Below are 23,630 nucleotides of genomic sequence, written 5' to 3' on the forward strand. Positions count from 1 at the left end.
CCTGGCCACCCGCTACGCGAAAAGGATGGCCTACTACCAGTCAGAACTCATGCTCGCCGCGATCGTGCTCTGGCTGCGATGACTTACAGGACACTCGCTAGCCGGCGTCCGCGGTGCCGAGGAAGGCCTTGGTGAACGCGAACGGGTTCGGTGCGTTGCCCGCGCACGCGTCGGACTCGGCGTCGGCCTCGACGCCCGTCGGGCAGGGCCGGTCGCGCGTGATCGCCCACATCGAGAAGAACGCGGCGCCCTTCTCCCGTGCGAACGCGCCGACCTTGGCCGCGTCCTCCAGTGAGAACACCTCGGTGGCCGGTGAGTTCACGCCGATCAGCGGTGTCACCGCGATGCGCTTCCACGCTTCGGCCTCGCTGAGCCCGAACACGTCCCGGATCGTGCCGACGGCGTTCGTCATCGCCTGGGTGGCGTAGGTGCCCATCATCCCTTCGGGCTCCGGGGCTGCCCAGCGCCCGTAGTCCATCGCCATCACGTTCACCGCGTCGATCCGTGCGTTCGCCGTCGCGGCCGCGGTCAGGATGCGGATCGGGCTGGCGGTGAAGCCGCTCGGGTTCACCGGCAGCGTCAGCGAGACGTCCAGCTTCTTCCCCGCCGCCGCGGCGTTCTTCTGCAGCACGGCGATCGCCTGCCCGCGCCGGACGTGGCCCGGCGTGTCCCCGAGTTCGTTGCCCTCGACGTCGAAGTCGACGGCGGTGGCCGAGTACAGGTCGATGACCCGCTGGTAGGCCTCGGCCAGCGCGGGGACGGAGCTGCAGACGGCGGCGAGCTCGTCCCCGGCCGCGCCGCCGAACGAGATCCGGATGTCGCCGCCGGCGGCCCGGAAGTCCTTGACCCGCTGGATCACCTCGTCGTCGTCGATCGCGAGGTCGCCGTCCCAGCTGGGATTACATCCGTCTTTGGCGACGACGAAGCCGAGTATGTACCTCGACAACCCTGCCTTCATCGACCCGACCAGGTCGAACGGCGGGTAGTAGCCCACGTCGATGTACGGCTCGAACGGTGTCTCCGGTACGGGGAGCGGCGAGGCGGACGGGCTCGCCGCCGCGACCGGTGTCGACGCCGGGGTGGCGTCGCCCGGTTCGGTCAACTGTCGGTAGGCGGTGAAGGTGCCGACGACCAGCACGGCAACGGCGCCCACCGTGGCGGCGACGCGGAAAGCGGCGCTGCGTGGGCGCTTGTGCCGACCGCCGCGGCCGGGCGGAATCGGCGCCCCCGACGGTTGCGGCGACGAACCTCCACCCGCGCCCCACCCGACCGGCGCCACACTCACCGGCACCGAACTGACGGGTGCCGAACCCAGCACCCGCCCCGAACCGACGCGCGCCGAGCCGACGGACGCCGAACCCACGTGCGCCGAACCCGCCGGCGCCCAACCGACCGAGGCCCGGCCGCTCGCGGCACCCCTCGAACTCGGCGGCCAGCCGCGCTCAGAAGGGTGCATGGCACAACATGTTACGCCGCGTATCACAGCTGATTCCCATACGTTCAGGAACCTCTAATGTTTCGGCGCTGCAACGATGGAGCCGTGAATCATCGTGTGCGTCGGCTCCGTTCCGAGGATTGGCGGGAGCTCCGCCGGCTCCGCTTGGAGGCACTGAAGGATTCGCCGCTGGCGTTCGTCGAGCAGTACGACGACGCGCTGGCGCTGCCGGACAGCGCGTGGCAGGAGCGGGCCGCCTCGGTCGACCGGGTGACGTTCGTCGCCGTCGACGCGGACGACCGGCTGGTCGGCATGGCGGGGATTTTTCGCGAGGAGGCGGCGTCGGCGATGCTCGTCGGCATGTACGTCACCCCGGCGCACCGGGGAGGGGGCGCCGCTGCGGCGGTGATCGGCGCGGCCGTCGGCTGGGCGCGCGCCGAGCCGACCGTCGACCAGGTACGACTCTTCGTGCTCGACGTCAACGAGCGGGCCAAGTCGTTCTACCGTCGCTTCGGTTTCACCGAGACCGGCGGCACCATGCGGTACCCACCCGACCCGAGTTACCTGGAGCTGGAGATGGCTGTCAGCGCTCTATCAGCGTCCTAACAGGTCGCATCCGCACACTGATCCTCGAGCGTCGGTGAAGGCGAAGGGGAGCGCCGGTGATGAGCGAGGAAATCAGGAGCACCGTCCGGTCGGCCGACGGTACGGCGATCGGGGTGCTCAGCACGGGAGAGGGGCCCGGGCTCGTCGTCGTACCGGGCAACAACCGCCGGGCCACCCACTACCGAGCGCTCGCCGAGGAACTCGCCGAGGACTACCGGGTGCACGTGATCGATCGGCGCGGGCGCGGCGAGAGCGGCCCGCAGGGGCCGTTCTACAGCATCGAAGCCGAGGCGTCCGACGTCCACGCGGTGTTACGCGAGACCGGCTCCGACCTGCTGTTCGGGCACGGCCACGGCGGGCTAGTGGCGCTGCACCTCGCGCTCTGGCGCCCGGTCGACGCGCTCGTCGTGTACGAGCCGACGGTGAGCATCTCCGGTTCGTTCGACGCCGGCTGGGTGCCGGAGTTCCGTCGCCAGCTCGCCACCGGGCGGCACGGCGCGGCGATGGCGACGTTCCTCAAGGGCACCCGGATGGTGCCGCTGGGCAACGCGCCGATGATCGTCTACCGGGCGCTGGCCGAGCTGCTGCTCCACGGCGACGAGGGTGCCGAGACCAGGGCGATCATGGCGACGACCCCGGCCGAGGTCGACGAGATCGCCCGGCTGGACTCCGACGGGCGGCGGTACGCGGCGATCCACTCGCCCACCCTGCTGCTGGGCGGCGGGCGTTCGGCCGACTACCTGAACACCGCACTCCGCCGGCTGCACGAGCTGATGGCCGACTCCGAGTTCCGCGTCCGCCCGGAACTCGACCATTACGCTCCCGACTACTTCGCCCCGCGTGTCGTCGCGCAGGAAATAGCCGCGTTCATCACGAACCGCAACGCGGCACGCGTCCAACTGGGTATCAAAGGCGCGCTCGGGTCGCTGGTGGGCGAACACTAAGCTGCCCGGTATGCGGCAGCTCTCGATGGTGCTCGTCGTCGGGCTGCTACTGACGTCCGGCTGTTCGGCCCTGCGGTCCGTGCCGTCCACCGAGACGCACATCGTCTCGTTCGAGCTCGAGACCGTGCGCCCGTCCACCTACGTCGACATGAAGGCCAGTTACTCGCTGGAACCGCTGGCCGACAAGAAGAACACCGCGTTCGGTGCGTCGTGGAACAACGAGCTCACGTTCCACTACCCGGACGTGAGCCGGCTGACGTTGCTGGGCGAGGTGCGGGTCAAGGACAAGCCGCTGATCCCGCCCCCGAAGGCCGCGGTCGAGCTGCGGTGCCGCATCAAGGTCGACGGTGTCCTGGTCGCCGAGAACACCGGGTTCACGGTGTCGTGCACGCACACGATGACGGCGGGGCGGCAGCAGCGCTCCACGAAGTCGACGTGATGTGACCTACGTCGCGATCCGGTATCACGGCACCCGGTGACCCCTCTTGTTCGTTGTGCGACCGGTTAGTCGGAGGAGGAACCACCTTGTCATCGAATGAAGCGCCTCGCGGTGGGTCCGGTCCGTTATTCGCCGCGTTAGCCGTCACCGGCGTCGTGGCGTCGCTGGCCTGGGCCGCTCGGGACATTCCGTCCGCGCTCGGTGGGCGCCCGACCGGCGCCCGGCTGGAGCGGATGCGTCAGTCGCCGCGGTTCCGGGACGGCGCGTTCCAGAACGAGCAGCCGTCGACGCTGGCCGCCGTGCCCGGCGGTCGCGGCATGATCGGCGAGATGCTGTTCGGACGTCAGCAGCGGCGTCCGCGCAAGCCGGTGCCGATCGTCACGCCCAGCGTCACCGAACCGGCCGCCACCGGTCTGCGCACCACCTGGCTCGGTCACGCCACCGTGCTGCTCGAGATCGAGGGCCGTCGCGTGCTGTTCGACCCGGTGTGGAGCGAGCGGTGCTCGCCGTCGTCGCTGGCCGGCCCGCGCCGCCTTCACCCGGTGCCGCTCGACCTCGGCTCGCTGCCCCCCGTCGACGCCGTGGTGATCTCGCACGACCACTACGACCACCTCGACGAGACGAGCATCCGGGCGCTGACCCGGCTGCAGGAGGCCTCGTTCCTGGTGCCGCTCGGCGTCGGCGCCCACCTCGAGCGGTGGGGCGTACCGGCCGAGCGAATCGTCGAACTCGACTGGGACGAGACCGCCACGATCGCCGGTCTCGGCTTCACCGCCACCGCGGCCCGCCACTTCTCCGGCCGCCTCCGTTCCGACAACGCCACGCTCTGGGCCTCGTGGGTGGTGGCCGGAACCGACCGCAAGGTGTTCTACACCGGCGACTCGGGTTACTTCGAGGGCTACGAGACGATCGGCGCCGCCCACGGACCGTTCGACCTGACGCTGGTGCAGATCGGCGCCTACGCACCGTATTGGCCGGATATTCACATGACGCCCGAGGAGGGTGTCGCCGCGCACGTCGCGGTGAACGGTGGTCTGCTCGTTCCGGTGCACTGGGGCACGTTCAACCTGGCGCTGCACGACTGGTCCGAGCCGGTCGAGCGGTTGCTCACCGAGGCCGACGAGTGCGGCGTCACGGTCGCGGTTCCGCGCCCCGGCGAAGCGATCGACGTCGACGCGCCGCCGAAGCCCGACGGCTGGTGGCGCTCCATCGCCTGACCACCGGATTTCTCGGCTCCTGAACTCGCACCGCCCCCGCGCCTCCCCTCTCCGCGCGGGGGCGGTGCTGTATCCGTGCACCGGGGGCCGGGCGGTGCGGCACAGCGGCCCGCCGCCCGCCGGAGGGGCGGCCGCGGCCACCGTTCGGTGGCCGTCCGACTGAGGGGATGGGGTCACAGCTGACCGGATGGGGGAGCAGGCGGGGCTGCGCCACCTAACTCCACTACTTAGCGTAACTAGTTGAATCCGGACGGACCCGGATCGGGGCTAGGGGGAGGAATCGTGTCGAAGGGGTTACATCGTGCGAGGCGGAGACGGACCCGCCCGGACTCGCGGCGCCTCGGGGGACGCGCCGCGATCGTGGCCGGCGTGGTGGTGCTGGCCACGATCGTCGTCGGTTTTCCGCTGGCCGCCGCTCCGCGGACGGCGACCGGCAGCACCACCGACGGCGCGGCCGCGGACTGCGTCGCGGCCGCGGTGGGGGCGAACCTGGTGCGGATCATCTGTGGTGTCACCGACCTGAGCCGCGACGGCGACTCGGTCTACGTCGGCTGGCGGACGACGAGCGGTGGGGTCCGCTCGATCTACCACCGCGAGGGTGCCGGCCGCACGATCTCGGTGGCCGGCTACGCGCCGACCGCGGGCGGCGAGCCGCCGCACCGGGTGCTCTGGCGGGTCTGCCGCGACCGCCAGGCGCCCTGGCGGGACACGTGTTCGGAGTGGCGCACGGTCTGGGCGTCCCCGACCGCGGAGTAGCGGGGGAGGTCCTAGGCCCGTTCAGTGCGCTGGACGGGCCGACCGGGCCGCCAGAGTTCGACGACCATCACGTTGCGCTCGTGATCGACCGACGTGAGGACGGCGTCGAGGAGGTCGACGCGGAACAGGTGGAACGGCTCCGGCGGCTTCCGCTCGTCGAGGTACGCCTTCGTATCGACGACCTCGGCGGCGACGCCACTGATCTTGGCGTCGCCGCCGTCCATCGTCCCGTCACCCGGGTTGGCGTGCAGCGCGAGCCGGCCGTCCCGGCGCAGATCGAGCGCCTTGCGTGCCTGCCACATCGAGCCGAGCGTCAGATCGGGGCCGTAGAAGTCGATCTCCGTGCCGCTGACCCGCGGTGATCCGTCGGCGCGCAGTGTCGCCAACACGTGGTGCTTCGTCGCGGTGAACCGCGCTTTGATCTTCTCCGCCAGGTCCGGTGCCTCGGCGGAGAACTGCTCCCAAGTCGCCATGACGGCAGTCTGCTAACGAACCCTGACAGTTTCCGGCAGGGTTTCGAGCGCCGTCACGATGTCGGCCCGCACGGTCGCCACCAGCTCGTCGACGACGGCCTCGTCGAAGCCGATCGTCCGGTCGTCGGCCCGGGAGGCCGGCGGCACCTCGCGGACGCGGCTCTCGGCCCAGGTCAGGCAGGCCGAGATGATCCGCGAGCTGGCCGGGTGGCAGCCGGGGGCGTCGAGCGCCTCGATCAGCGCGAGCATCTCGGGGTCGGTCGTGTCCGACGTGGGGTGCAGCGCGGTGCGGTCGGTGCGTGACAGCGCCGGCGAGCGCAGAGCCGCCACGCGACCGGCCGCCACCACCAGACGGAGCTGGAACTCGTCCAGTCCGACCCGGTCCGCCACCTGGGCGCACAGTTCCGCGACCACGCCGGAGCCGTCGAACCCGTCGGTCGGGCGGACCGTACGAGCGGGGGTGCCCGGGGCGGGCTCGAGCGGCGCCTCGGCGATGGTCGAGGCACGCACCACGCGGTTCCGACCGGTCGCCTTCGCGTGGTACATCGCGCGGTCGGCGTCACGCATCAGCGCCTCGTCGTCGACCAGGCCGCTCGCGGACGCGACGCCCAGCGAACCGGTGACCGGCACCAGGCAGGTCTCGGACACCTCCACCGGCTCGGAGCAGAGCGCCGCCCGGAGCCGTTCGGCCAGGATCGCCGCACCGGTCTCGTCGGTGTCCGGCAGCAGCCAGACGAACTCCTCGCCGCCGAACCGCGCGACGACGTCGCCTCCCCGCGTGACGGCCTGCAGCCGGGCCGCGGCCTGCATCAGCGTCAGGTCACCGGCGTGGTGCCCGCGCTCGTCGTTGATCTTCTTGAAGTGGTCCAGGTCGAGCACGACCAGGGCGAGCGGACGCCCGGTCCGGCGGGCCCGCGCCACCTCGGTGCGCATCGTGTCGTCGAAGAACCGGCGGTTGTGCAGGCCGGTGAGCGGGTCGGTCACCGCGAGCCGCTCCTGCTCGCGCAGCGCGGAGGCGAGCTGCCGAGCCAGGTCGGTGCGGTCGCGGGTGACCAGGTACTGCCGCACCATCAGCCCGGCGACCACCACCAGGCCGACGACCAGCGCGGCGTAGTTCCCGCCGTGCTCGGCGAACTCCAGCGTCAGGCCCACCGAGGCGGCGGTGCCGGCGGCCAGCAGCGGGACGACCGTGAGGTCGCGGCCGACCGCGAGGCGGACGGCGTCGGGCTCCCGGTGCCGGGCGGCGACCACGCCACCGAGCGCGAGCAGCACGGCCGCGAGCTGGTAGCCGTTGTCGAGCCAGCTGCCGTCGTCGTAGGTCTGGTGGATCCGGCCGTACATGTAGAGGCAGTCGGTGACCGCGTAGACCAGGTACGCCCAGCCGGCCAGGCGCACCGAGACCGGCAGCCGGCGGTGGCCGGAGAGACCCAGCGTCAGCAGGCAGACCAGCACCAGGATGTCGGCGAGCGGGTACGCGGCGGTGACCACGAGCGAGAGGCCGGCGGTGTCGGTGAGCTGCGGCGCGGCCAGCAGGCGCCAGCCGAGCGCGCCGAGACCGACGAGCACCAGGGCGACGTCGAACAGCGCCCGGCCCCGGCGGGAGCGGTGGCCCTGCCCGAACGCCATGAAGAAGCCGGGGAGCACGACCAGGAACTGGGCCAGGAAGATGGCGTCGGAGACCGACGGGTACGAGATGTCGGGGTAACCGAGCCAGATCGCCTCACCGGCGAGCCAGAACGCGAACGAGACCGCGAACGCGATCCACGCCCGCCCCGTGCGGCTCTCCTTGGCCCGACGCCGGGCGGCGGTGGCCGCGGCGATCGCGGCCACCGCGATCGGCACCAGGAACAGCGCGTTGGCGACCGTGCGCAGCGGCGAGTGCTCGTCCCGAGCCACCCAGTTGAACACCGCGTAGGCGACGAGCCAGTACAGGCCGCCGATGGCCGCGAGACGGACGACGCGGTCCCCGCGGATCAGCCGCATCACGGCGACGCCGGGGCTGGTCTCGACGGGGTCGTGGCTCAACCCCTCGCGTTCCGCGGCGAACTTGTCCATCGCGACTCACCCATCCCCCGAACTCGGCGGGCGGTTGCCCGGTCGAGATCCCCATCGGCGTGTCGCCGTGCCCGCACGAGTGTTCCCGGGGCGTCTCCCGGTTGCGCGTCAGTGGCGGGTGAGCACGATCTCCACCGCGCCGGGCTCGGCGGCCAGGTAGCAGGAGCCGCCGACCGGGAACGTGTAGAGCGGGTTGGTGTGGCCCACGTCGACGTTCGCCAGCACCGGCACGCCGGCCAGCTGCGGAGCGGTGGTGACGACGTGCCGGAGCACCTCCTGCGTCATCCCGGTCCGCCGCAGGAACCGCCCGACGACCAGGCCGCGCACCGCGATGCCGGTCTGCAGGAGCGACGTGAGGCGACGCGCGAAGTCGTGGACGCTCGATTCGAAGTCGTCCTCGACGACGAGGATCGCCCCGTCGACCTCGGGCCAGTACGGAGTGCCCTGCAGGAGGGCGACAGTGCTCAGGTTGCCACCGACGAGTGGGCCGTTGGCGGTGCCGGGCTGCAGCACCCACCAGCCCTCGTTGCGCGCGGGTGCCTCCCGCTCGGCCAGCCGGTACCACTCGTCGTCGGTCCAGACCTCGGCCGGAACCCACCCCACCGGGGCCTCGCCGAACACCGCGCTCCGGAACGCCTCGATCGTGGCCTCGTTGTGGTCGCGCATCCCGAACGTCGAGAAGTGCGGCCCCGAGTACGTGACCAGGTTCGACCGCGCCAGCAGCGCGCACTGCAGCGCGCTGATGTCGGAGAACCCGCAGAGCACCTTCGGGTTCGCGCGGATCAGCTCGTAGTCCAGGTGGGGCAGCAGCTGGTTGACGTGGTAGCCGCCGATCACCGTCAGGATCCCGGCGACGTCCGGGTCCGCGAACGCCTCGTGCAGGTCGGCGACCCGACCGGCGACCGGCCCGGTGCCGAGCGGCCCGGTCTCGTCCACGTGGGCGCCGAACGTGACCCGCACTCCGAACTCCGACGTCAGCCGGTCGATCGCGGCGCCGCGGGTGGCGTCGGAGATGAGCTGGAGCGACGACGACGGCGCGACCACCCGGAGCTGGTCGCCGGCCGTCAGCTTGCGCGGGACCGTGGTCATCGGCCGAGTCCTTCCAGCACTTCCGCGGTTTCCAGCCCGGCCAGCGTGGCGCCGGACACCCGCAGCTTGGATTCGCGCCGACCGCTGCCGATCACCAGGCTGCTCCCGGCGGCCACCGCCGCGTCGACGAGCACCGGCCAGTCCGACGGCAGGCCGAGCGGGGTCACGCCGCCGTAGGCCATCCCGGTGACCTCGACCACCTCGTCCAGCGGCGCGAAGGACACTTTGCGGACGTCGAGGTGCCTGCGCACGAGCCCGTTGATGTCGGCCCTGGTCGTGGCCAGCACCAGGCAGGCCGCGTACTTCACCACGCCACCGCGCTTACCGGCGACGACCACGCAGTTGGCCGACTCCTCCAGCGGCTCGCCGTACCGGGCGCAGAACGCCTCGGTGTCGGCGTCGGTAGGGTCGATCGCCGCCACCCGGACGTCACCGAGCGGTTTCACGGCGGCCGCGACCGGCGGCGCCAGCAGTTCGAGGTGGTCGGCCGCGGGTAGCCAGGTAAGCGTCTCAGGCATGCTGCAACCCAACCACGAAAGCGTTCGGCGAGAGGAACCCCATGGCCGGAGTAGTGCTGGTGACCGGTGCGGCCGGGCTGATCGGCACGGCGCTGCGCACCCGGATGGGCCGGCCGGGGCGGACCCTGCGGCTGCTCGACGTGGCTCCGCTCGGCGACGCGGCGCCCGGCGAGGAGACGGTGCGTACCTCGATCACCGACGCCGACTCGGTCGTCGCCGCCTGCGAGGGTGTGGACGCGATCGTGCACCTGGCCGGGCTCGCCGGCGAAGCACCGTTCGCCGACATCCTGGCCGTCAACGTCGAAGGCACCCGGAACGTCTTCGAGGGCGCGCGCACGCACGGGGTGCCCCGGGTGGTGCTGGCCAGCTCCAACCACGCGGTCGGCTTCGCGCGGAAGGGCGCCGGGCCGCTCCCCGCCGACACCCCGTTCGCTCCCGACACCTGGTACGGCTGGTCGAAGACCGCGAAGGAGTCGATGGGAGCGCTGTACCACCACCGCTTCGGCATCGACGTCGTCTCGCTGCGCATCGGCACCTGCCGGGCCAAGCCCTCGAACACCCGGGCGCTGGACACCTGGCTCTCGCTCGACGACGCGGCCCGGCTCGTCGAGGCGTCGCTGAGCACTCCCTCGCCGGTCCTCACCCAGGTGTGGGGCGTCTCGGCGAACACCAGGCGCTGGTGGTCACTCGCCGAGGGCGAGGCGATCGGCTACCACCCGCAGGACGACGCCGAGGTCTTCGCGGCCGAGGTCACCGGCGACCCCACCGACCTCGTCGGCGGCCCGTTCACCACGGCCCCGCTGGGCGTCAAGCAGTGAACGACGCGCGGACGCGGTCGAGCGTCCGCGCGATCGACAGCGTCTCGTCGAGCGTCATCAGGTCGGACTCGGTGTGCCCGGCGCGGATGCGGCGCGCCACCTCCTCGGCCTGGAACGTGTAGCCGTTGCCGGGGAGCGTGAACGTCTCGTGCCGGGGCTCGGCGTCCCGGTGGTGCAGCGTCAGCTCGGTCGCGCGGAAGAACAGCGGTGCGAGCTCGATGCGACCGCGGGTGCCGGTGATCTCGGCCCGGGTGGGGGTGTCGCCGCGCAGCGAGCAGTGCAGCACCGCGACCGCGCCCGACTCGTAGCCGAGCAGGATGCCGGTGTTGGCGTCGACGCCGGTCGCGGCCTTGCCCGCGGTGGCCAGCACGGTCGAGGGCTCGCCGAGCAGCATCGAGGCCAGCGAGACCGGGTAGACGCCCAGGTCGAGCAGGGCGCCGCCACCGAGCTCCGGCGCCCACAGCCGGCCCTTCGGGTCGTAGGCCGCGGCGAAGCCGAAGTCGGCCTGCACGGACACGAGCTCGCCGATCGCGCCGTCGTCGACCAGCTCGCGCAGCAGCGCGATCGCCGGGTTGAACCGGGTCCACATCGCTTCCATGGCGAACACGCCGGCGGCGCGGGCCGCCGCGACGACCTTCGTCGCCTCGTCGGCGTCGAGGGCGAACGGCTTCTCCACCAGGACGTGACGCCCGGCGGCGATGCAGGTCAGCGCGGCCGCCGCGTGGCCGGAGTGCGGCGTGGCCACGTAGATGACGTCGACCCCGGCGTCGTCGGCGAGCGCCTGGTAGGAACCGTGGGCCCGAGGGATGCCGTGCTCGGCGGCGAACGCCTCGGCGGTGCCGGTGGCCCGGGACCCGACCGCGACGACCTCGTGGTCGGGCAGCGTCAGCAGGTCCGACGTGAACGTGCGGGCGATGCCCCCGGTCCCCAGAATTCCCCAGCGCAGCTTGCTCATATCGCCAGGTTAACGGGGTGCTCGGTGCCAGGCGCCGGAGACCATCACGCCGTCGATCTCCAGGCCGGGGCCGAGCACGAGCAGGTCGGCGGTGAAGCCGGGCACGAGCGCGCCGATGCGGTGGCCGAGCCCGAGCGCGCGGGCCGGCGTCGACGTCAGCGCGGTGACCGCCTCGGCGACCGGCACCCCGGCGTCGACAGTGCGGCGCAGCGCGGCGTCCTGGGTGAGCGTGCTGCCGGCGATCGCTCCGGTGCCCTCGACCAGCGCCACGCCGCCGCGCACCTCGACCTCGCGGCCGCCGAGCCGGTAGCGGCCGTCGCCGGCGCCCGCGGCGGCCATCGCGTCGGTGACCAGCGCGACCCGCTCGGCCCCGCAGAGCCGGAACACCATCGAGAGCAACGCGTCGTGCAGGTGGACGCCGTCGGCGATCAGCTGCACGGTCACGTCGGGGTGTTCGAGCAGCGCGCCCACCGCGCCGGGCTCGCGCTGGGTGGGGCCGGGCTGGGCGTGGAACAGGTGGGTGGCCAGCGACGCACCGGCCTCGATCGCGGCGAGCGTCCGCTCGTAGCTCGCGCCGGTGTGGCCGATCGCGACCTGGACGCCCTGCTCGACCGCGCGCTTCACCAGCTCCAGTGCGCCGGGCAGCTCGGGGGCGAGCGTCAGGACACGCAGGTGCCCGCGGCCGGCGCGCACCAGCCGGTCCAATGCGTCCGGGTCGGGGCCGAGCATCGCGGCCGGGTCCTGTTCGCCGGCGTGCGCGGGGGAGAGGAACGGCCCTTCGGCGTGGATGCCGGTGAGCGTGCCGGCGTCGACCAGGTCGGCGAGGGCCGCGGCGGACCGCACCATCTCGTCCAGCGGGGCCGTGGTGAGGCTGGCCAGCGACGTCGTGGTGCCGTGGGCGCGGTGCAGCGCGGTGATCGCGCCGGCGGTGTCGGGCCGGGCGCCGCCGTAGTCCTGCCCGCCGCCACCGTGGACGTGCAGGTCGACGAAGCCGGGGACGATCCACCGTCCACCCAGGTCGACGACGTCGGGATCGCGGGGGCGGGAGCGCTCCGGACCGCCGACCGCGGTGATCTCACCGGCCGACACCGCCACCCAGCCGCCCTGGACGACGCCGACCGGAAGGACCAGTGTGGCGTCGGACAGCACTGTCATGCCGCTCCTCCGCCAGACCGCAATCGTGACCGTTGGTCATCGTACCTTCGGCCAATTGTGGCCGACCGGGTGATCGGAGCTCACGTCAGACTGTGCACACCGCCCCGTCCGGGGGCGCATCGGTGGCTAGAGTGGGGTCGCTGCCGCTGTTGGCGACGCGACGCGCCGAGGAGACGAAGAGTCCATGGACCACGTGCCGGAGGAATCGGTGCTGACCGAGCGTCAAGAGTCCGGATTGAACGAGCGAGAGCTCGCGATCCTGGCCTTCGAACGGCAGTGGTGGCAGCACGCCGGGGCCAAGGAACAGGCCATTCGCGACGAGTTCTCGCTTTCGGCCACGCGCTACTACCAGCTGCTGAACGCGCTCATCGATCGGCACGAGGCGCTCGTGCACGACCCGATGCTGGTCAAGCGTCTGCGTCGGGTGCGTGCCGCCCGCCAGCGGCAGCGCTCGGCCCGCCGCCTCGGCGTCCGGCTCTAGTTCCGCGCTAGCCGCAGGGCAGGCTCACCCGCAGCCGGGTTCCGGCTCCGGCCTCGCTCTCGACGAGGGTCCGGCCGTGCAGAGCGCGGATGCGGTCGTCGATGCCCGCCAGTCCGCCACCCGGAACCACTCTGGCCCCACCCGGCCCGTCATCGGCGACGACGCCGTGCAGCCATCCGTCGGCCTCGGTCACCTCGATCCGCACCCGGGCTTCGGGCGCGTACTTGGCCACGTTCGTCAGTCCCTCGCAGAGCGCGAAGTACGCGGTGGCCTCCACGGCCGGTGGCTTGCGCCCGGCGTCGACCGCCAGCTGGACGGCCAGTCCGAGCCGGCCCGCCACCTCGTCCAGCGCGGCGCCGAGGCCGTCGGTGCGCAGCACGGTGGGGTGCAGACCACGGGCCAGCGCCTCCAGGTCCTCGATGGTGCCCACCACCTCGTCGTGACAGGACGCCACCACCGAGCGGGCCGGCTCCCCGAGCGCGTCGAGTCGGCGCAGCTGCTCGGCGAGCGCGGCCAACCGCTGCTGGGCCCCGTCACGCAGGTCCTTCTCCAGCCGCTGCCGTTCCGCGGTCTCCCGCTCCTCCACCCGCGCCTGCGCGGCCAGCACCTGTTCGAGCTGGGTGGTGGCCATGGCCTGCAGTTGCGCGGTGAGCAGCGCCTGCGAACCGGCGCGCAGCACGGCGTCGACCATGCCTCGGCGCAGCCGCAGCGCGTCGTCCAGCTCCACCAGGGCCAACGGCTGCCGATCGTCCATTCGCGCCTCGGCCAGCCACCGCCCGGTCGTCGCGGACGGGTGGAGCACCAGGTGGCCGCGCCGGTCGACGTAGCTGCGTTCGGTCGGCACCCAGAACAACAGGCGCAGCCGCGGGTCACGCAGCGCCGCCGCGAGCGCGTCACGCACGGTGGCCACCGACGTCGTCGACGAGGTCATCCGGATCACCCGGTGCGGCGCGTCCACTTCGCGCCAGCGTTCACGCAGTGCCCCGGAGAGCACCGCCAGCGCGAGCACGGCGGAGATCGTGTTCTGCACGACGTAGAGCGAGAGCAGCGCCTCCAGGTCGGTGAACGTCCGGGTGCTCGCGGTGGACGCGATCGCGGCGGCGGCGATTCCGGTGCCGATCAGCACCGGGATCGCGGCCGGGCGTTCGGTGGTGGAGAGCCGGCGACCGCGGCGGACGAGCAGGACGAGGTACCACCCCGCCAGGACGACCTGCAGGCCGATCACCGCGGTGATCGCGGCGTCGAACAACGCGCGGTTGGGCACCAGCGTCGGCCAGAACACGTCGGGGGACAGGTCGTTCCACTCGGGACGGGACACCAGCTCGACGACGAGCTCACCGACGATCAGCACGCCGATCGCGGCGTACACCCAGTAGCGGTCGGCCCGGTCGACGAGGCGGCCGGCCGGATAGGCCAGCACGGCGGCGCCGGAGACGGTCAGGCCGATGCCCTCGGCGTAGAACGCGAACGTCGGCCAGATCCCGCTGTCCCAGATCGCGGTCCAGGCGAAGGCCCCGAACACCGCCCCGACCAGCAGTAACTGACCGCTGCGCTGACGGCTGTCACCGGTGCCGAGCAGCAGCCCGCCGGCCGCTCCGAACACACCGGCGGCCGGTAGCGCGACGGCGGCCGAGGTCAGGTGTTCACGCCAGTAGGGCACCCCGCACAGGAACGTGAGCAGGCCGACGCCCGCCCCCACCAGGGCGGCCCGACCGGTGTGTCCCGGAACCGGTAGGACAGCGCGCATAGACACGGTGCCTCCGATCGTCCGTGCCGCATGATACTTCTCGCTACCGCGCTTCCCGGTGCTCCGCGTACGCGGCCAGGTGCGCGACCTGCACCGGGTCGAGCGACGGGCGCACCCGGCCCCGCGCGGTCTCCAGGTGGGCGGCGGTGACCTCGGCGGTGTCCATCGACTCGCGCATCGCGGCGAGGGCGGCCTCGCGCACCAGCGCCGCGCAGTCCGCGGACGAGAACCCGTCGAGTTCCTTGGCGACGTCGGCCAGCTCGATGTCGGTCGAGAGCGGCACCTTGCGCGACGCGGCCCGCAGGATGTCGGCGCGCGCGTCGGCGTCCGGCGGCGGCACGAACACCAGCCGCTCCAGGCGCCCGGGGCGCAGCAGCGCGGGGTCGACCATGTCGGGCCGGTTCGTCGCGCCGACCACCACGACGTTGCGCAGCCCTTCGACGCCGTCGAGCTCGGTGAGCAGCGCGGCCACCACCCGGTCGGTGGTGCCGCCGTCGGTGGACTGTCCGCGCACCGGGGCCAGCGCGTCCACCTCGTCGAGGAACACCAGCGTCGGCGCGGCTTCGCGCGCGCGCCGGAACAGCTCGCGCACCGACCGTTCGCTCTCACCGACCCACTTGGTGAGCAGCTCGGCGCCCTTCACCGCGAGCACGTTCGCCTGCCCGGTGCCGGCGAGCGCCCGCACCAGGAAGGTCTTGCCGCACCCCGGGGGGCCGTAGAGCAGCACCCCGCGCGGCGGGTCGACGCCCAGCCGGGTGAACGTGTCCGGGTACCGCAGCGGCCAGAGCACCGACTCGGTCAGCGCCTCCTTGACCTCTTTCATGTCCCCGACGTCGTCGAGGCTCAGCGAGGCCACTTCGAGCGTGGATTCGGCCATCGACGTGGGCCGCACCGACTGGGCGGCGGCGTCCAGGTCGGCCTTGGCGATCTCCGGGGTCTCGGCGTCCCGCTGGCGCATCGCCGCGCGGACGCCCGCTTCACGCACGAGCGTCCCCAGGTCGGCGGCGACGAACCCGGGCGTGCGTGCGGCCACGTCGTCGAGCGAGACGTCGTCGGCGACCGGCAGGTTGCGTGTGAACAGCGCCAGCAGGTCACGGCGTTCGGTCGCGTCGGGCATCGGTACCCGGAGCTCGTGGTCGAGCACGCCGGGGCGACGCAGGCCGGCGTCGACGTCCTCGGGGCGGCTGGTGGTGCACACCACGGCCGTCTTGCCGTCGCCGACCAACCGGGCGATCAGCTGGACGAGCACGGTGGCGATCGGCGGCGGGTCGGTGCGCGGCGCGAGCGCCTCGACGTCGTTGAGCAGCAGCACCGTCGGCTGCTGCTGCTCGGCCCGGGTGGCGGCCTGGCGCAGCACGTTGGCGGCGGCGTCCGGGGCCACCGCGGCCAGTCCCGGGCACCAGATCCGGAGCACGGTGGCGCCGGTGGCCTGCGCGACCGACCGCACGAGCGTCGACTTCCCGGCCCCGGGCGGCCCGGTGACCAGGACGCCGAGCTGCACGGTGGTCCCGAGGCGCTCCAGGACCTCGCCGTGGTGGAACGCGAGGTCGAACAGCTCGGTCAGGTGGGCGGCCTGCGTCTTCAGACCGATCAGGTCCTCCGCCGGCCGCGGTTCCTCGTCGGTCGCCGCTCCGGGCTCGGCGAACACCTGCTCCATGCTGTTGTCGACGTCCCGCGAGCGCGCCTTGGCGGCGGCGGGAGCGGCGGCGCCCGCCGCGCCCGACACGCCGGGCGAGAACGTCCCGGCGAAACCCGGGGTGCCGGTCGCGCGCGGAGACGCGGTGGGTCCGCCGACCCGGACGCCGGTGGCGCCGCGGGAGCCCCAGACCCCACCACCGGACGACTCGGACCAGGTGACGATCGTGTCCGGTGTGATCAGCGCGGCCGTCTCCGGCTCGGCGGTGACGACCGTGAGCAGCGCCGCGGTCCAGCCGCTGCCGACCGCGTTGGACAGGCTGCGCCGCGCGCTCTCGACCAGCGGCCGGTGCGGGTGCGCCGGGTCGAGGTCCTGCGGCAGCAGCGACACGTCGTCCCCGCTGGTGACCACCTTGCTCAGCAACGCCAGCCGGAGCATCTCCGGCGAGACGGCGGCCACCACGGTGGCGTCGCCGGACACCGTGATCGTGCGTGCCGCCTGGATCGGCGCGGCGCTGACGTCGACCGGCGCGCCGTCCCGGATCCGCAGGTTGCCCATCGTCAGGTCGTCGGCGAGCAGCAGCCCGCGCGCCGCGTCGCCGACCGCCGCGATGCCGGCCGACGTGCGCTCCGCGCTGCGCAGCAGCACCGGATCACCCGGGTTGAGGTCGAGGGCGGCGAGCACTTCCGGATGGAGCCGCACCACCCCGCGCCGCGCGTCGAGCACAGCTGACCGCAGGCTCGCGGTCAAGGTCAGGGAGGGAGCTTCAGAAGTCACCTTCTAAGTCTGCGTCGTCTGGCAAACGAACCGCTGAGTCGGGGCTGAGGAAGAAGGCGGCTATCCGGAACGCGGACCTACTGTGTGGCTGTGGAAACTGCTTCGGGGGACACCACCCCGCGTGGGATGCCGGGGCCGGCGCGGTCCGGGTGGCGTGCGGTCGTCACCACGCGGCGCGTCGTGACGACGCTCGTCGTGATCGGTGCCCTCGCCGCGCTCGTCGTGTGGATCCGCTGGCCGTCCGGAGAGCCCGTGCGCTCGACCGACGCGATGGTCACCGTGCGGTCGGGGCCGGCGCGCACCGAGCCCATCACGCTCGACACCACGATCTACGTCCCGGAGAGCGCCACCGCGTCGCATCCGGCGCCGGCGATTCTGCTCGCGCACGGCTTCGGCGGCAGCAAGAGCAGCGTGGCCGCGGACGCTCGCCGGCTGGCCGGCCAGGGATACGTGGTGCAGACCTGGAGCGCACGCGGGTTCGGGCGTTCCGGCGGCACGATCTCGCTGGACAGCCCCGACTACGAGGTCAACGACGCCAGGGCGCTCATCGACCGGCTCGCTCAGCGTGACGACGTCCGCCAGGACGCGTCCGGTGACCCCCGGGTGGCGGCGATCGGCGGTTCGTACGGCGGCGCGCTGAGCCTCCTGCTGGCCGGTTACGACCAGCGGGTGGACACGATCGTCCCGCGGATCACCTGGAACGACCTGGCGAACTCGTTCTTCCCGGAGGCCACCGGCGCCGGCCCGGCGGACGGCGTCTTCAAGCGCTCCTGGGCCGGGCTGTTCTTCGGCAGCGCGAGCGGCGGCGGCGTCAGCAGCGTCGGCGACCTGGCCGCGCTGCTCGGCGCCCGGCCGGACGCGAACGGTTCGATCGACCCGACGACCGTCGACGTGTCGAAGGCCGGCGAGCTGGTGCAGTGCGGTCGCTTCGAGCCTTCCCTCTGCCGCGAGTACCTGCAGGTCGCCACCACCGGCCGCTCCACTCCCGCGATCATCGAGCGGCTGCGCCGCTCCAGCCCGTCGACGGTGCTGAACCGGATCAAGGCTCCGACGCTGCTGGTCCAGGGCCAGCAGGACACGCTGTTCCCGCTCTCCGAGGCCGACGCCAACGCGCGTGGCATCGCGGCCAACGGCACACCGGTCCGGGTGGCCTGGTACGCCGGTGGGCACGACTCGAGCGCGTCGACGCGGGAGTCCGAGCGCGTCAACGAGCTGGAACTGTCCTGGCTGCGTCACTACCTCGACGGCCGCGGCCCGGCGCCGTCGGACGAGTTCAGCTACACCACCGCGGGCGCGATCAGCGTCCGGGACACCCGGCCGACCACCCGGGTCTACACGCTGGATTCGTACTCGGCGGTGGAGCCGGACTACCGCGTCCGGGTGAGCGGCATCAGCCCGCAGCCGATCGCGAACCCGCCGGACGGCACACCGGCCGGCGTCTCGACGCTCCCCGGTTTCGGCGCCCTGACCAGCAGTTTCGCCAGCGCGGGCATCGACGTGCCGGGCCAGTTCGCCTCGTACAGCGGCGTCGAGCTGGAGCGCGCGGTCGACGTCGCGGGCGCGCCGACGGTGCGGCTGGCGGCGGCGTCGCCGACCGGTGAGGCCGTGCTGTTCGTCAAGCTCTACGACGTCGACGCGGACGGGCGCGCCACGCTGCCCGGCGGTGCGGTGGCCGCGGTCCGCCTGACCGGGCTGCCGCGGACGATCGACTCCGCGCCGCTGGTCACGGTCTCGCTGCCGATGATCGGGCACCGGTTCGAGTCCGGGCACAGCGTCCGCCTGGTGATCGCCACCGCCGACCAGGCCTACGCCGGCCCGGTCGCGCCGGCCGTCTACCAGGTGGCCGTGCAGGCCAACAGCCTGCACCTGCCCGCGGTGGCGCCGGTGCCGGTCGCGAGCTCGACCGGGCTGTGGACGTGGGTGCTGGTCGGGCTGCTGGGCGCGGTCGTGCTCGGCGTCGTCGTCGCGGTGTTCGTCGTCCGGGCCCGGCGTCGGCGGCTCGACGTCTCGGTCGACCCGGACGCGGCTTCGTCGCCGCTGGTGGTGCGGGGCCTGCGCAAGGCCTACGGCGACGGCTACCTGGCCGTCCGGGACCTGTCGTTCACGGTCGAACCCGGTCAGGTCGTCGGCCTGCTCGGCCCCAACGGCGCGGGCAAGACCACGACCCTGCGCATGTTGATGGGGCTGATCCGGCCCTCCGGCGGCGAGATCCTGGTGTTCGGTCACCGGATCCTGCCCGGCGCGCCGGTGCTGTCGCGGATCGGAGCGTTCGTGGAGGGCCCCGGCCTGCTTCCGCACCTCTCCGGCCTGGACAACCTGCACCGCTACTGGCAGGCCACCGGCCGTCCGGCCGAGTCGGCCCACCTCGAGGAGGCACTCGAGATCGCCGGCCTCGGCGCGGCCGTGCACCGCAAGGTGAAGACGTACAGCCAGGGCATGCGGCAGCGGCTGGCGATCGCGCAGGCCATGCTCGGCCTGCCCGACCTGCTGGTGCTCGACGAGCCGACGAACGGGCTCGACCCGCCGCAGATCGCCGAGATGCGTGCGGTGCTCTCCCGCTACGCCACCGACGGGCGGGCCGTGCTGGTCTCCTCGCACCTGCTGGCCGAGGTGGAGCAGGTGTGCTCGCACGTCGTCGTGGTCAGCAAGGGCACCGGTGTCGCCGCCGGTCCGGTCGGGGAGATCGTCGGCGAAGGGCGGTCGGTGCTGGTGGAGGTCGCCGCCGGTGACCAGGACGCGGCGGTGGCCGCCCTGCGTGCGATGCCCGGCGTCGAGGTGGTGCACCCGAACGGTGCCGGCCTGGTCGTCGAGCTGGCCGGCGCCGAGCGCAGCGACGTCGTCCGCGAGCTGGTCGGAGCCGGGGTCGGCGTCGAACGGCTGGTGGCCAGGCGTCGGCTGGAAGACGTGTTCCTGGAGCTCGTGGGAGAGCAACGATGACCTCGGCAATTCACCGGCCAGGACGGACGCTGCGGTTCGGCGCCGAGTTCGCACGTCAGCTCACCCGCCGCCGCACCCAGATCGCGCTCGGGTTCCTGGTCGTGCTGCCGCTGATCCTGGTGGCGGCGTTCAAGATCGGCGTGCCCGACGACCCCGACTCGGCGCAGGAGGGCAACAGCCTCGCCGACCTGGCCACCTCGAGCGGCGCGAACTTCACGCTGTTCTCGATCTTCGTGGCGTCGAGCTTCCTGCTGCTGGTGGTGGTCGCGCTGTTCTGCGGCGACACGGTGGCCAGCGAGGCGAGCTGGGGGACGCTGCGTTACCTGCTGGCGTCGCCGGTTCCGCGGGGCCGGCTGCTCCGTCAGAAGCTGAGCGTCGGCCTGGCCTACAGCGGGTTCGCGCTCGCGTTGCTGCCGACGGTGGCGATGATCGCCGGGACGCTCGCGTTCGGCTGGGGGCCGCTGCGTACCCAGCTCGGCGTCGACATCCCGGCGGTCGAAGCGCTCGGCCGCATCGTTCTCGCGGTCGTCTATATCGCAATCACGTTGCTGCCCGTAGCCGGACTCGCGTTCTACCTCTCGGTGCGAACCGATGCGCCATTGGGTGCGGTCGGCGGCGCGGTGATGCTCTGGATCATCTCGAATATTCTGGAAGCGGTCACCGCGCTCGGAGATCTTCGCGCGCTGCTTCCGACCCGTTACGGAACGGCGTGGCTGTCGCTGCTTTCCTCACCGATCGAGGCCGAGGACATGGTGAAGGGCACGGTTTCGGCCGTGGCGTACACAACCGTCTTTCTCGCCCTGGCCTGGTGGCGCTTTCTCCGGAAAGACATCGTCAGTTGATCGGCATCCGGTAGTCGCATCCCTGACGAGTCCGCCCCTTTGCGGGGCGCGGACTGCGACCATGCAGCAGACCACCTTCGCACCCAAAGGATCGTGTGATGTTCAAAAAGCTCTCGGCGATGTTCGGCGGCGGCGCGTCCGTCGATACCGTGCTCGCCTCTCCGCACACCCGGCCGGGCGACGTGCTCCGCGGCGAGGTGCGGATCAGTGGCGGCAACGTCGAGATGGTCGTCGACCGGGTGGAACTCGAACTGGTCGCCAAGGTCGAGGTGGAGGGTGAGTCCGCCGGCGGGGACGACTACGAGTACAACACGATGCTGCCGTTCCAGCGCCTGCACCTCGGGCACCGGTTCAGCCTGCAGCCGGGCGCTCGGCACGCGGTTCCGTTCGAGCTCGCCGTGCCGTGGGAGACGCCGGTGACCACGGTCAACGGGTACCCGCTGCACGGCATGCAGCTCGGCGTGCGCACCGAGCTGGAGCTGGCCGGTTCGCTGGACAAGGGCGACATGGACCCGATCCAGGTCAACCCGCTGCCGGCGCAGGCCCGCCTGCTCGACGCGTTCAGCCGGCTCGGTTTCCAGTTCAAGGGCGCCGACCTGGAGCGGGGCACGCTCTACGGGTCGCGGCTGCCGTTCTACCAGGAGATCGAGTACTACCCGGCGCACCAGTACGCCGGTTCGATCAACGAGCTCGAGGTCACGTTCATCTCCGGCCCGCAGTCGATGGACGTGCTGCTGGAGCTGGACAAGCGCGGCGGCTTCCTGACGTCCGGCAGCGACGCCTACAACCGGTTCACCGTGCAGTACGCGGGCGCCGAACAGCTCAACTGGGAGCAGTGGCTCCACGAGCACCTGCAGATCCTGACGCAACGGAGGGGAATGTTCCACTGAGTCATGGCGCCCGCACAGTGAGCCAGGTAACTCCCACCGAGTGTGCGGAATCGATTTGGCTCGCTGGGCGGGCGCCGTAAACTGGGCGTCACAACTTCATAGGAACTCATCCAGAGGGGCAGAGGGATACGGCCCGGTGAAGCCCCGGCAACCATCGCATCCAGCGAATCGCGCACAGCGAGGTAGATGCGACAGGTGCCAACTCCGTCCCGGTTGAACCGGGAGAGATGAGGATGGCCTCGCCATGACGTCGCTGCTTGCTGCCCAGGACACCACCAGCCCCGCTCGCGTGCTGCGCTGCCGGAACTGCGGTGCGGAGTTCCCGCTCATCGCCATCCACGCCTGTGCCGAGTGTTTCGGCCCGCTGGAGGTCGGTTACGACGCCGACGCGCTCGCGTCGGTGACCCGGGAACAGATCGAGGCGGGTCCGCAGAACATCTGGCGCTACGCGCCGCTCCTTCCCGTCGGCCAGAACGCCGACGACCGGGTTTCGCTCAACCCGGGTCTGACGCCGCTGGTCCGCGCCGACCGGCTGGCCGCCGCGATCGGCCTGAACGCCCCGCTCTGGGTCAAGGACGACTCCGCGAACCCCACCCACTCGTTCAAGGACCGGGTGGTCTCGCTGGCGCTCACCGCCGCGAAGGGCCTGGGCTACAGCTCGGTGGCCTGTGCCTCCACCGGGAACCTGGCCAACTCGGTGGCCGCGCACGCCGCCCGCGTCGGCTGGCAGGCCACCGTGTTCATCCCGGCCGACCTGGAGCCCAGCAAGATCCTCGCCTCCGCGGTGTACAACCCCCGCCTGGTCGCCGTCGACGGCAGCTACGACGACGTCAACCGCCTGACCAGCGAACTGCAGGAGGACGACGCGTTCGAGTCGACCGCGTTCGTCAACCAGAACGTGCGGCCGTACTACGCCGAGGGCTCCAAGACGCTCGGCTACGAGGTGGCCGAGCAGCTCGGGTGGCGTCTCCCGGCGCAGGTCGTGGTCCCGATCGCATCCGGTTCGCTGCTCACCAAGATCGACAAGGCGTTCGGCGAGTTGGTGAAGGCCGGCATCGTCGCTTCCCGGGACTGGACGGTCTTCGGCGCGCAGTCGGCCGGCTGCTCGCCGGTCTACACCGCGTTCGCCGAGGGCCACGACGTCGTCCGCCCGGTGAAGCCGACCGGCATCGCGAAGTCGCTGAACATCGGCAACCCGGCCGACGGGCCCTACGTGCTCGACGCGGTGCGCCGTACCGGTGGCTCGATCGCCGCGGTCGGCGACGACGACATCCGCGACGGCATCCGGCTGCTCGCCGAGACGACCGGCATCTTCGGGGAGACCGCGGGTGGCGTCACGGTCGCGGTGCTGAAGAAGCTGGTGGAGTCGGGAGAGCTCGACCCGGACGCCGAGACCGTCATCTTCAACACCGGCGAGGGCCTGAAGACCGCCGACGCGGTCGAGGGCCGGGTCGGCCCCACCCACCGGATCGCGCCGTCGCTGCGCGGAGCGCGTGAAGCCGGTCTGCTCGGCTGAATCCGGACGTCCCGAACGACCCCGTGCCTCAAGTACGGGGTCGTTCGTCCGTCTGGAACTTGAGAGAGTGGTCTTCGTTCCGCGAAACTCGCAATAAAATTGCATAAAGCGGTACGAATAACGCGGTAGGTAGTAGAACTGATTAGTGGGGTCGGAAACGCTGACCGGTATAACCGGGGATAGCTCTTACTCAGACCAGTGAGGCTGGTGGTTCTCCTGGTTTCGGCGCCGATAAGTGCGCGAGAGCAAAAAGTTCCTTGGTGGAACTACCCTTTTCTGAGCGTCACTTTCGTACTGCCTAGAGGTCCGGTACCGTCCTGACCGGTCGTAGTTCTTGCCAGTGT

Annotated in this window: 20 protein-coding genes and 1 riboswitch; of the genes, 11 read left to right on the forward strand and 9 right to left on the reverse strand. The window is 71.9% G+C overall.

Annotation, left to right across the window (positions count from 1 at the left end; translation table 11 throughout):
- Positions 1 to 97: 97 nt before the first annotated feature.
- The gene (locus ABD437_RS33240) at positions 98 to 1,153 is read right to left on the reverse strand and encodes a chitinase (protein WP_344652927.1); all 1,056 of its coding nucleotides are present in this window, start codon (positions 1,151 to 1,153) and stop codon (positions 98 to 100) included.
- Between the two features lie 387 nt (positions 1,154 to 1,540).
- On the opposite strand from ABD437_RS33240, the gene ABD437_RS33245 reads away from it, so the two are divergent.
- From ABD437_RS33245 to ABD437_RS33265, 5 genes are all read left to right on the forward strand, one after another.
- Positions 1,541 to 2,041, forward strand: a complete 501-nt coding sequence (locus ABD437_RS33245) for a GNAT family N-acetyltransferase (protein ID WP_344652928.1) — start codon at positions 1,541 to 1,543, stop codon at positions 2,039 to 2,041.
- Positions 2,042 to 2,100: 59 nt separating this feature from the next.
- The gene (locus ABD437_RS33250) at positions 2,101 to 2,985 is read left to right on the forward strand and encodes an alpha/beta fold hydrolase (protein ID WP_344652929.1); all 885 of its coding nucleotides are present in this window, start codon (positions 2,101 to 2,103) and stop codon (positions 2,983 to 2,985) included.
- Positions 2,986 to 2,995: 10 nt separating this feature from the next.
- Positions 2,996 to 3,424: a hypothetical protein gene (locus tag ABD437_RS33255; protein WP_344652930.1), complete on the forward strand. Its 429-nt coding sequence runs from the start codon at positions 2,996 to 2,998 to the stop codon at positions 3,422 to 3,424.
- Positions 3,425 to 3,510: 86 nt separating this feature from the next.
- Positions 3,511 to 4,641 carry an MBL fold metallo-hydrolase gene (locus ABD437_RS33260; RefSeq protein WP_425558299.1) on the forward strand — a complete coding sequence of 377 codons (1,131 nt, stop codon included), beginning with the start codon at positions 3,511 to 3,513 and terminating at the stop codon, positions 4,639 to 4,641.
- A gap of 360 nt (positions 4,642 to 5,001) precedes the next feature.
- The gene (locus ABD437_RS33265; RefSeq protein WP_344652931.1) at positions 5,002 to 5,397 is read left to right on the forward strand and encodes a hypothetical protein; all 396 of its coding nucleotides are present in this window, start codon (positions 5,002 to 5,004) and stop codon (positions 5,395 to 5,397) included.
- 11 nt (positions 5,398 to 5,408) lie between these two features.
- Here the strand turns inward: ABD437_RS33265 and ABD437_RS33270 are convergent, their stop codons facing one another.
- The 4 genes from ABD437_RS33270 to ABD437_RS33285 all read right to left on the reverse strand — a co-directional run bounded on the left by ABD437_RS33270 (position 5,409) and on the right by ABD437_RS33285 (position 9,532).
- Positions 5,409 to 5,870 carry a pyridoxamine 5'-phosphate oxidase family protein gene (locus ABD437_RS33270; protein WP_344652932.1) on the reverse strand — a complete coding sequence of 154 codons (462 nt, stop codon included), beginning with the start codon at positions 5,868 to 5,870 and terminating at the stop codon, positions 5,409 to 5,411.
- 12 nt (positions 5,871 to 5,882) lie between these two features.
- Entirely contained in the window at positions 5,883 to 7,925 is a 2,043-nt protein-coding gene (locus tag ABD437_RS33275) for a GGDEF domain-containing protein (RefSeq protein WP_344652933.1), read from the reverse strand.
- Positions 7,926 to 8,033: 108 nt separating this feature from the next.
- Positions 8,034 to 9,014: a S66 peptidase family protein gene (locus ABD437_RS33280; protein ID WP_344652934.1), complete on the reverse strand. Its 981-nt coding sequence runs from the start codon at positions 9,012 to 9,014 to the stop codon at positions 8,034 to 8,036.
- Positions 9,011 to 9,532: a YbaK/EbsC family protein gene (locus ABD437_RS33285; RefSeq protein ID WP_344652935.1), complete on the reverse strand. Its 522-nt coding sequence runs from the start codon at positions 9,530 to 9,532 to the stop codon at positions 9,011 to 9,013. The genes ABD437_RS33280 and ABD437_RS33285 overlap by 4 nt, the downstream gene beginning before the upstream one ends.
- A 41-nt stretch (positions 9,533 to 9,573) precedes the next feature.
- Between ABD437_RS33285 and ABD437_RS33290 the strand changes: the two genes are divergently transcribed.
- Positions 9,574 to 10,350: an NAD-dependent epimerase/dehydratase family protein gene (locus ABD437_RS33290; protein WP_344652936.1), complete on the forward strand. Its 777-nt coding sequence runs from the start codon at positions 9,574 to 9,576 to the stop codon at positions 10,348 to 10,350.
- On the opposite strand, the gene ABD437_RS33295 is transcribed toward ABD437_RS33290, so the two are convergent.
- Both ABD437_RS33295 and nagA read right to left on the reverse strand, forming a co-directional pair.
- Complete coding sequence (locus ABD437_RS33295; protein ID WP_344652937.1) at positions 10,340 to 11,305, reverse strand: Gfo/Idh/MocA family protein; 966 nt, start codon at positions 11,303 to 11,305, stop codon at positions 10,340 to 10,342. The two genes, ABD437_RS33290 and ABD437_RS33295, sit on opposite strands and share 11 nt — an antisense overlap.
- A 9-nt stretch (positions 11,306 to 11,314) precedes the next feature.
- Positions 11,315 to 12,460 carry an N-acetylglucosamine-6-phosphate deacetylase gene (nagA, locus tag ABD437_RS33300; protein ID WP_344652938.1) on the reverse strand — a complete coding sequence of 382 codons (1,146 nt, stop codon included), beginning with the start codon at positions 12,458 to 12,460 and terminating at the stop codon, positions 11,315 to 11,317.
- 184 nt (positions 12,461 to 12,644) lie between these two features.
- On the opposite strand from nagA, the gene ABD437_RS33305 reads away from it, so the two are divergent.
- On the forward strand, positions 12,645 to 12,941 hold the full coding sequence (locus ABD437_RS33305; protein ID WP_344652939.1) for a DUF3263 domain-containing protein: 297 nt from the start codon (positions 12,645 to 12,647) through the stop codon (positions 12,939 to 12,941).
- A 7-nt stretch (positions 12,942 to 12,948) separates the two neighbouring features.
- On the opposite strand, the gene ABD437_RS33310 is transcribed toward ABD437_RS33305, so the two are convergent.
- Both ABD437_RS33310 and ABD437_RS33315 read right to left on the reverse strand, forming a co-directional pair.
- Positions 12,949 to 14,694: a sensor histidine kinase gene (locus ABD437_RS33310; protein WP_344652940.1), complete on the reverse strand. Its 1,746-nt coding sequence runs from the start codon at positions 14,692 to 14,694 to the stop codon at positions 12,949 to 12,951.
- 37 nt (positions 14,695 to 14,731) lie between these two features.
- On the reverse strand, positions 14,732 to 17,101 hold the full coding sequence (locus ABD437_RS33315) for an AAA family ATPase (protein WP_344652941.1): 2,370 nt from the start codon (positions 17,099 to 17,101) through the stop codon (positions 14,732 to 14,734).
- A gap of 126 nt (positions 17,102 to 17,227) precedes the next feature.
- On the opposite strand from ABD437_RS33315, the gene ABD437_RS33320 reads away from it, so the two are divergent.
- From ABD437_RS33320 to thrC, 4 genes are all read left to right on the forward strand, one after another.
- A complete protein-coding gene (locus tag ABD437_RS33320; RefSeq protein WP_344653073.1) occupies positions 17,228 to 20,038 on the forward strand; it encodes a CocE/NonD family hydrolase in 2,811 nt (936 codons plus the stop codon).
- Complete coding sequence (locus ABD437_RS33325; protein ID WP_344652942.1) at positions 20,035 to 20,880, forward strand: ABC transporter permease; 846 nt, start codon at positions 20,035 to 20,037, stop codon at positions 20,878 to 20,880. Before ABD437_RS33320 ends, ABD437_RS33325 begins: the two co-directional genes overlap by 4 nt.
- A 98-nt stretch (positions 20,881 to 20,978) precedes the next feature.
- Positions 20,979 to 21,770 carry a sporulation protein gene (locus ABD437_RS33330; RefSeq protein ID WP_344652943.1) on the forward strand — a complete coding sequence of 264 codons (792 nt, stop codon included), beginning with the start codon at positions 20,979 to 20,981 and terminating at the stop codon, positions 21,768 to 21,770.
- A 103-nt stretch (positions 21,771 to 21,873) separates the two neighbouring features.
- Positions 21,874 to 22,004: riboswitch (SAM riboswitch) on the forward strand.
- Between the two features lie 10 nt (positions 22,005 to 22,014).
- Complete coding sequence (thrC, locus tag ABD437_RS33335) at positions 22,015 to 23,286, forward strand: threonine synthase (protein ID WP_344652944.1); 1,272 nt, start codon at positions 22,015 to 22,017, stop codon at positions 23,284 to 23,286.
- The last annotated feature ends 344 nt before the right edge of the window (positions 23,287 to 23,630 follow it).

This window comes from Cryptosporangium japonicum (genome assembly GCF_039524755.1).
In the GTDB taxonomy this organism is placed as follows: domain Bacteria; phylum Actinomycetota; class Actinomycetes; order Mycobacteriales; family Cryptosporangiaceae; genus Cryptosporangium; species Cryptosporangium japonicum.

Bases quoted from the DNA above. Each gene is read 5' to 3' on its own strand.
- ABD437_RS33290 (WP_344652936.1), top strand. From the start codon at position 9,574: ATGGCCGGAGTAGTGCTGGTGACCGGTGCGGCCGGGCTGATCGGCACG.
- ABD437_RS33295 (WP_344652937.1), bottom strand. From the start codon at position 11,305: ATGAGCAAGCTGCGCTGGGGAATTCTGGGGACCGGGGGCATCGCCCGC.
- nagA (WP_344652938.1), bottom strand. From the start codon at position 12,460: ATGACAGTGCTGTCCGACGCCACACTGGTCCTTCCGGTCGGCGTCGTC.
- ABD437_RS33280 (WP_344652934.1), bottom strand. From the start codon at position 9,014: ATGACCACGGTCCCGCGCAAGCTGACGGCCGGCGACCAGCTCCGGGTG.
- ABD437_RS33325 (WP_344652942.1), top strand. From the start codon at position 20,035: ATGACCTCGGCAATTCACCGGCCAGGACGGACGCTGCGGTTCGGCGCC.
- thrC (WP_344652944.1), top strand. From the start codon at position 22,015: ATGACGTCGCTGCTTGCTGCCCAGGACACCACCAGCCCCGCTCGCGTG.
- ABD437_RS33285 (WP_344652935.1), bottom strand. From the start codon at position 9,532: ATGCCTGAGACGCTTACCTGGCTACCCGCGGCCGACCACCTCGAACTG.
- ABD437_RS33270 (WP_344652932.1), bottom strand. From the start codon at position 5,870: ATGGCGACTTGGGAGCAGTTCTCCGCCGAGGCACCGGACCTGGCGGAG.
- ABD437_RS33330 (WP_344652943.1), top strand. From the start codon at position 20,979: ATGTTCAAAAAGCTCTCGGCGATGTTCGGCGGCGGCGCGTCCGTCGAT.
- ABD437_RS33305 (WP_344652939.1), top strand. From the start codon at position 12,645: ATGGACCACGTGCCGGAGGAATCGGTGCTGACCGAGCGTCAAGAGTCC.
- ABD437_RS33255 (WP_344652930.1), top strand. From the start codon at position 2,996: ATGCGGCAGCTCTCGATGGTGCTCGTCGTCGGGCTGCTACTGACGTCC.
- ABD437_RS33320 (WP_344653073.1), top strand. From the start codon at position 17,228: ATGCCGGGGCCGGCGCGGTCCGGGTGGCGTGCGGTCGTCACCACGCGG.
- ABD437_RS33275 (WP_344652933.1), bottom strand. From the start codon at position 7,925: ATGGACAAGTTCGCCGCGGAACGCGAGGGGTTGAGCCACGACCCCGTC.
- ABD437_RS33250 (WP_344652929.1), top strand. From the start codon at position 2,101: ATGAGCGAGGAAATCAGGAGCACCGTCCGGTCGGCCGACGGTACGGCG.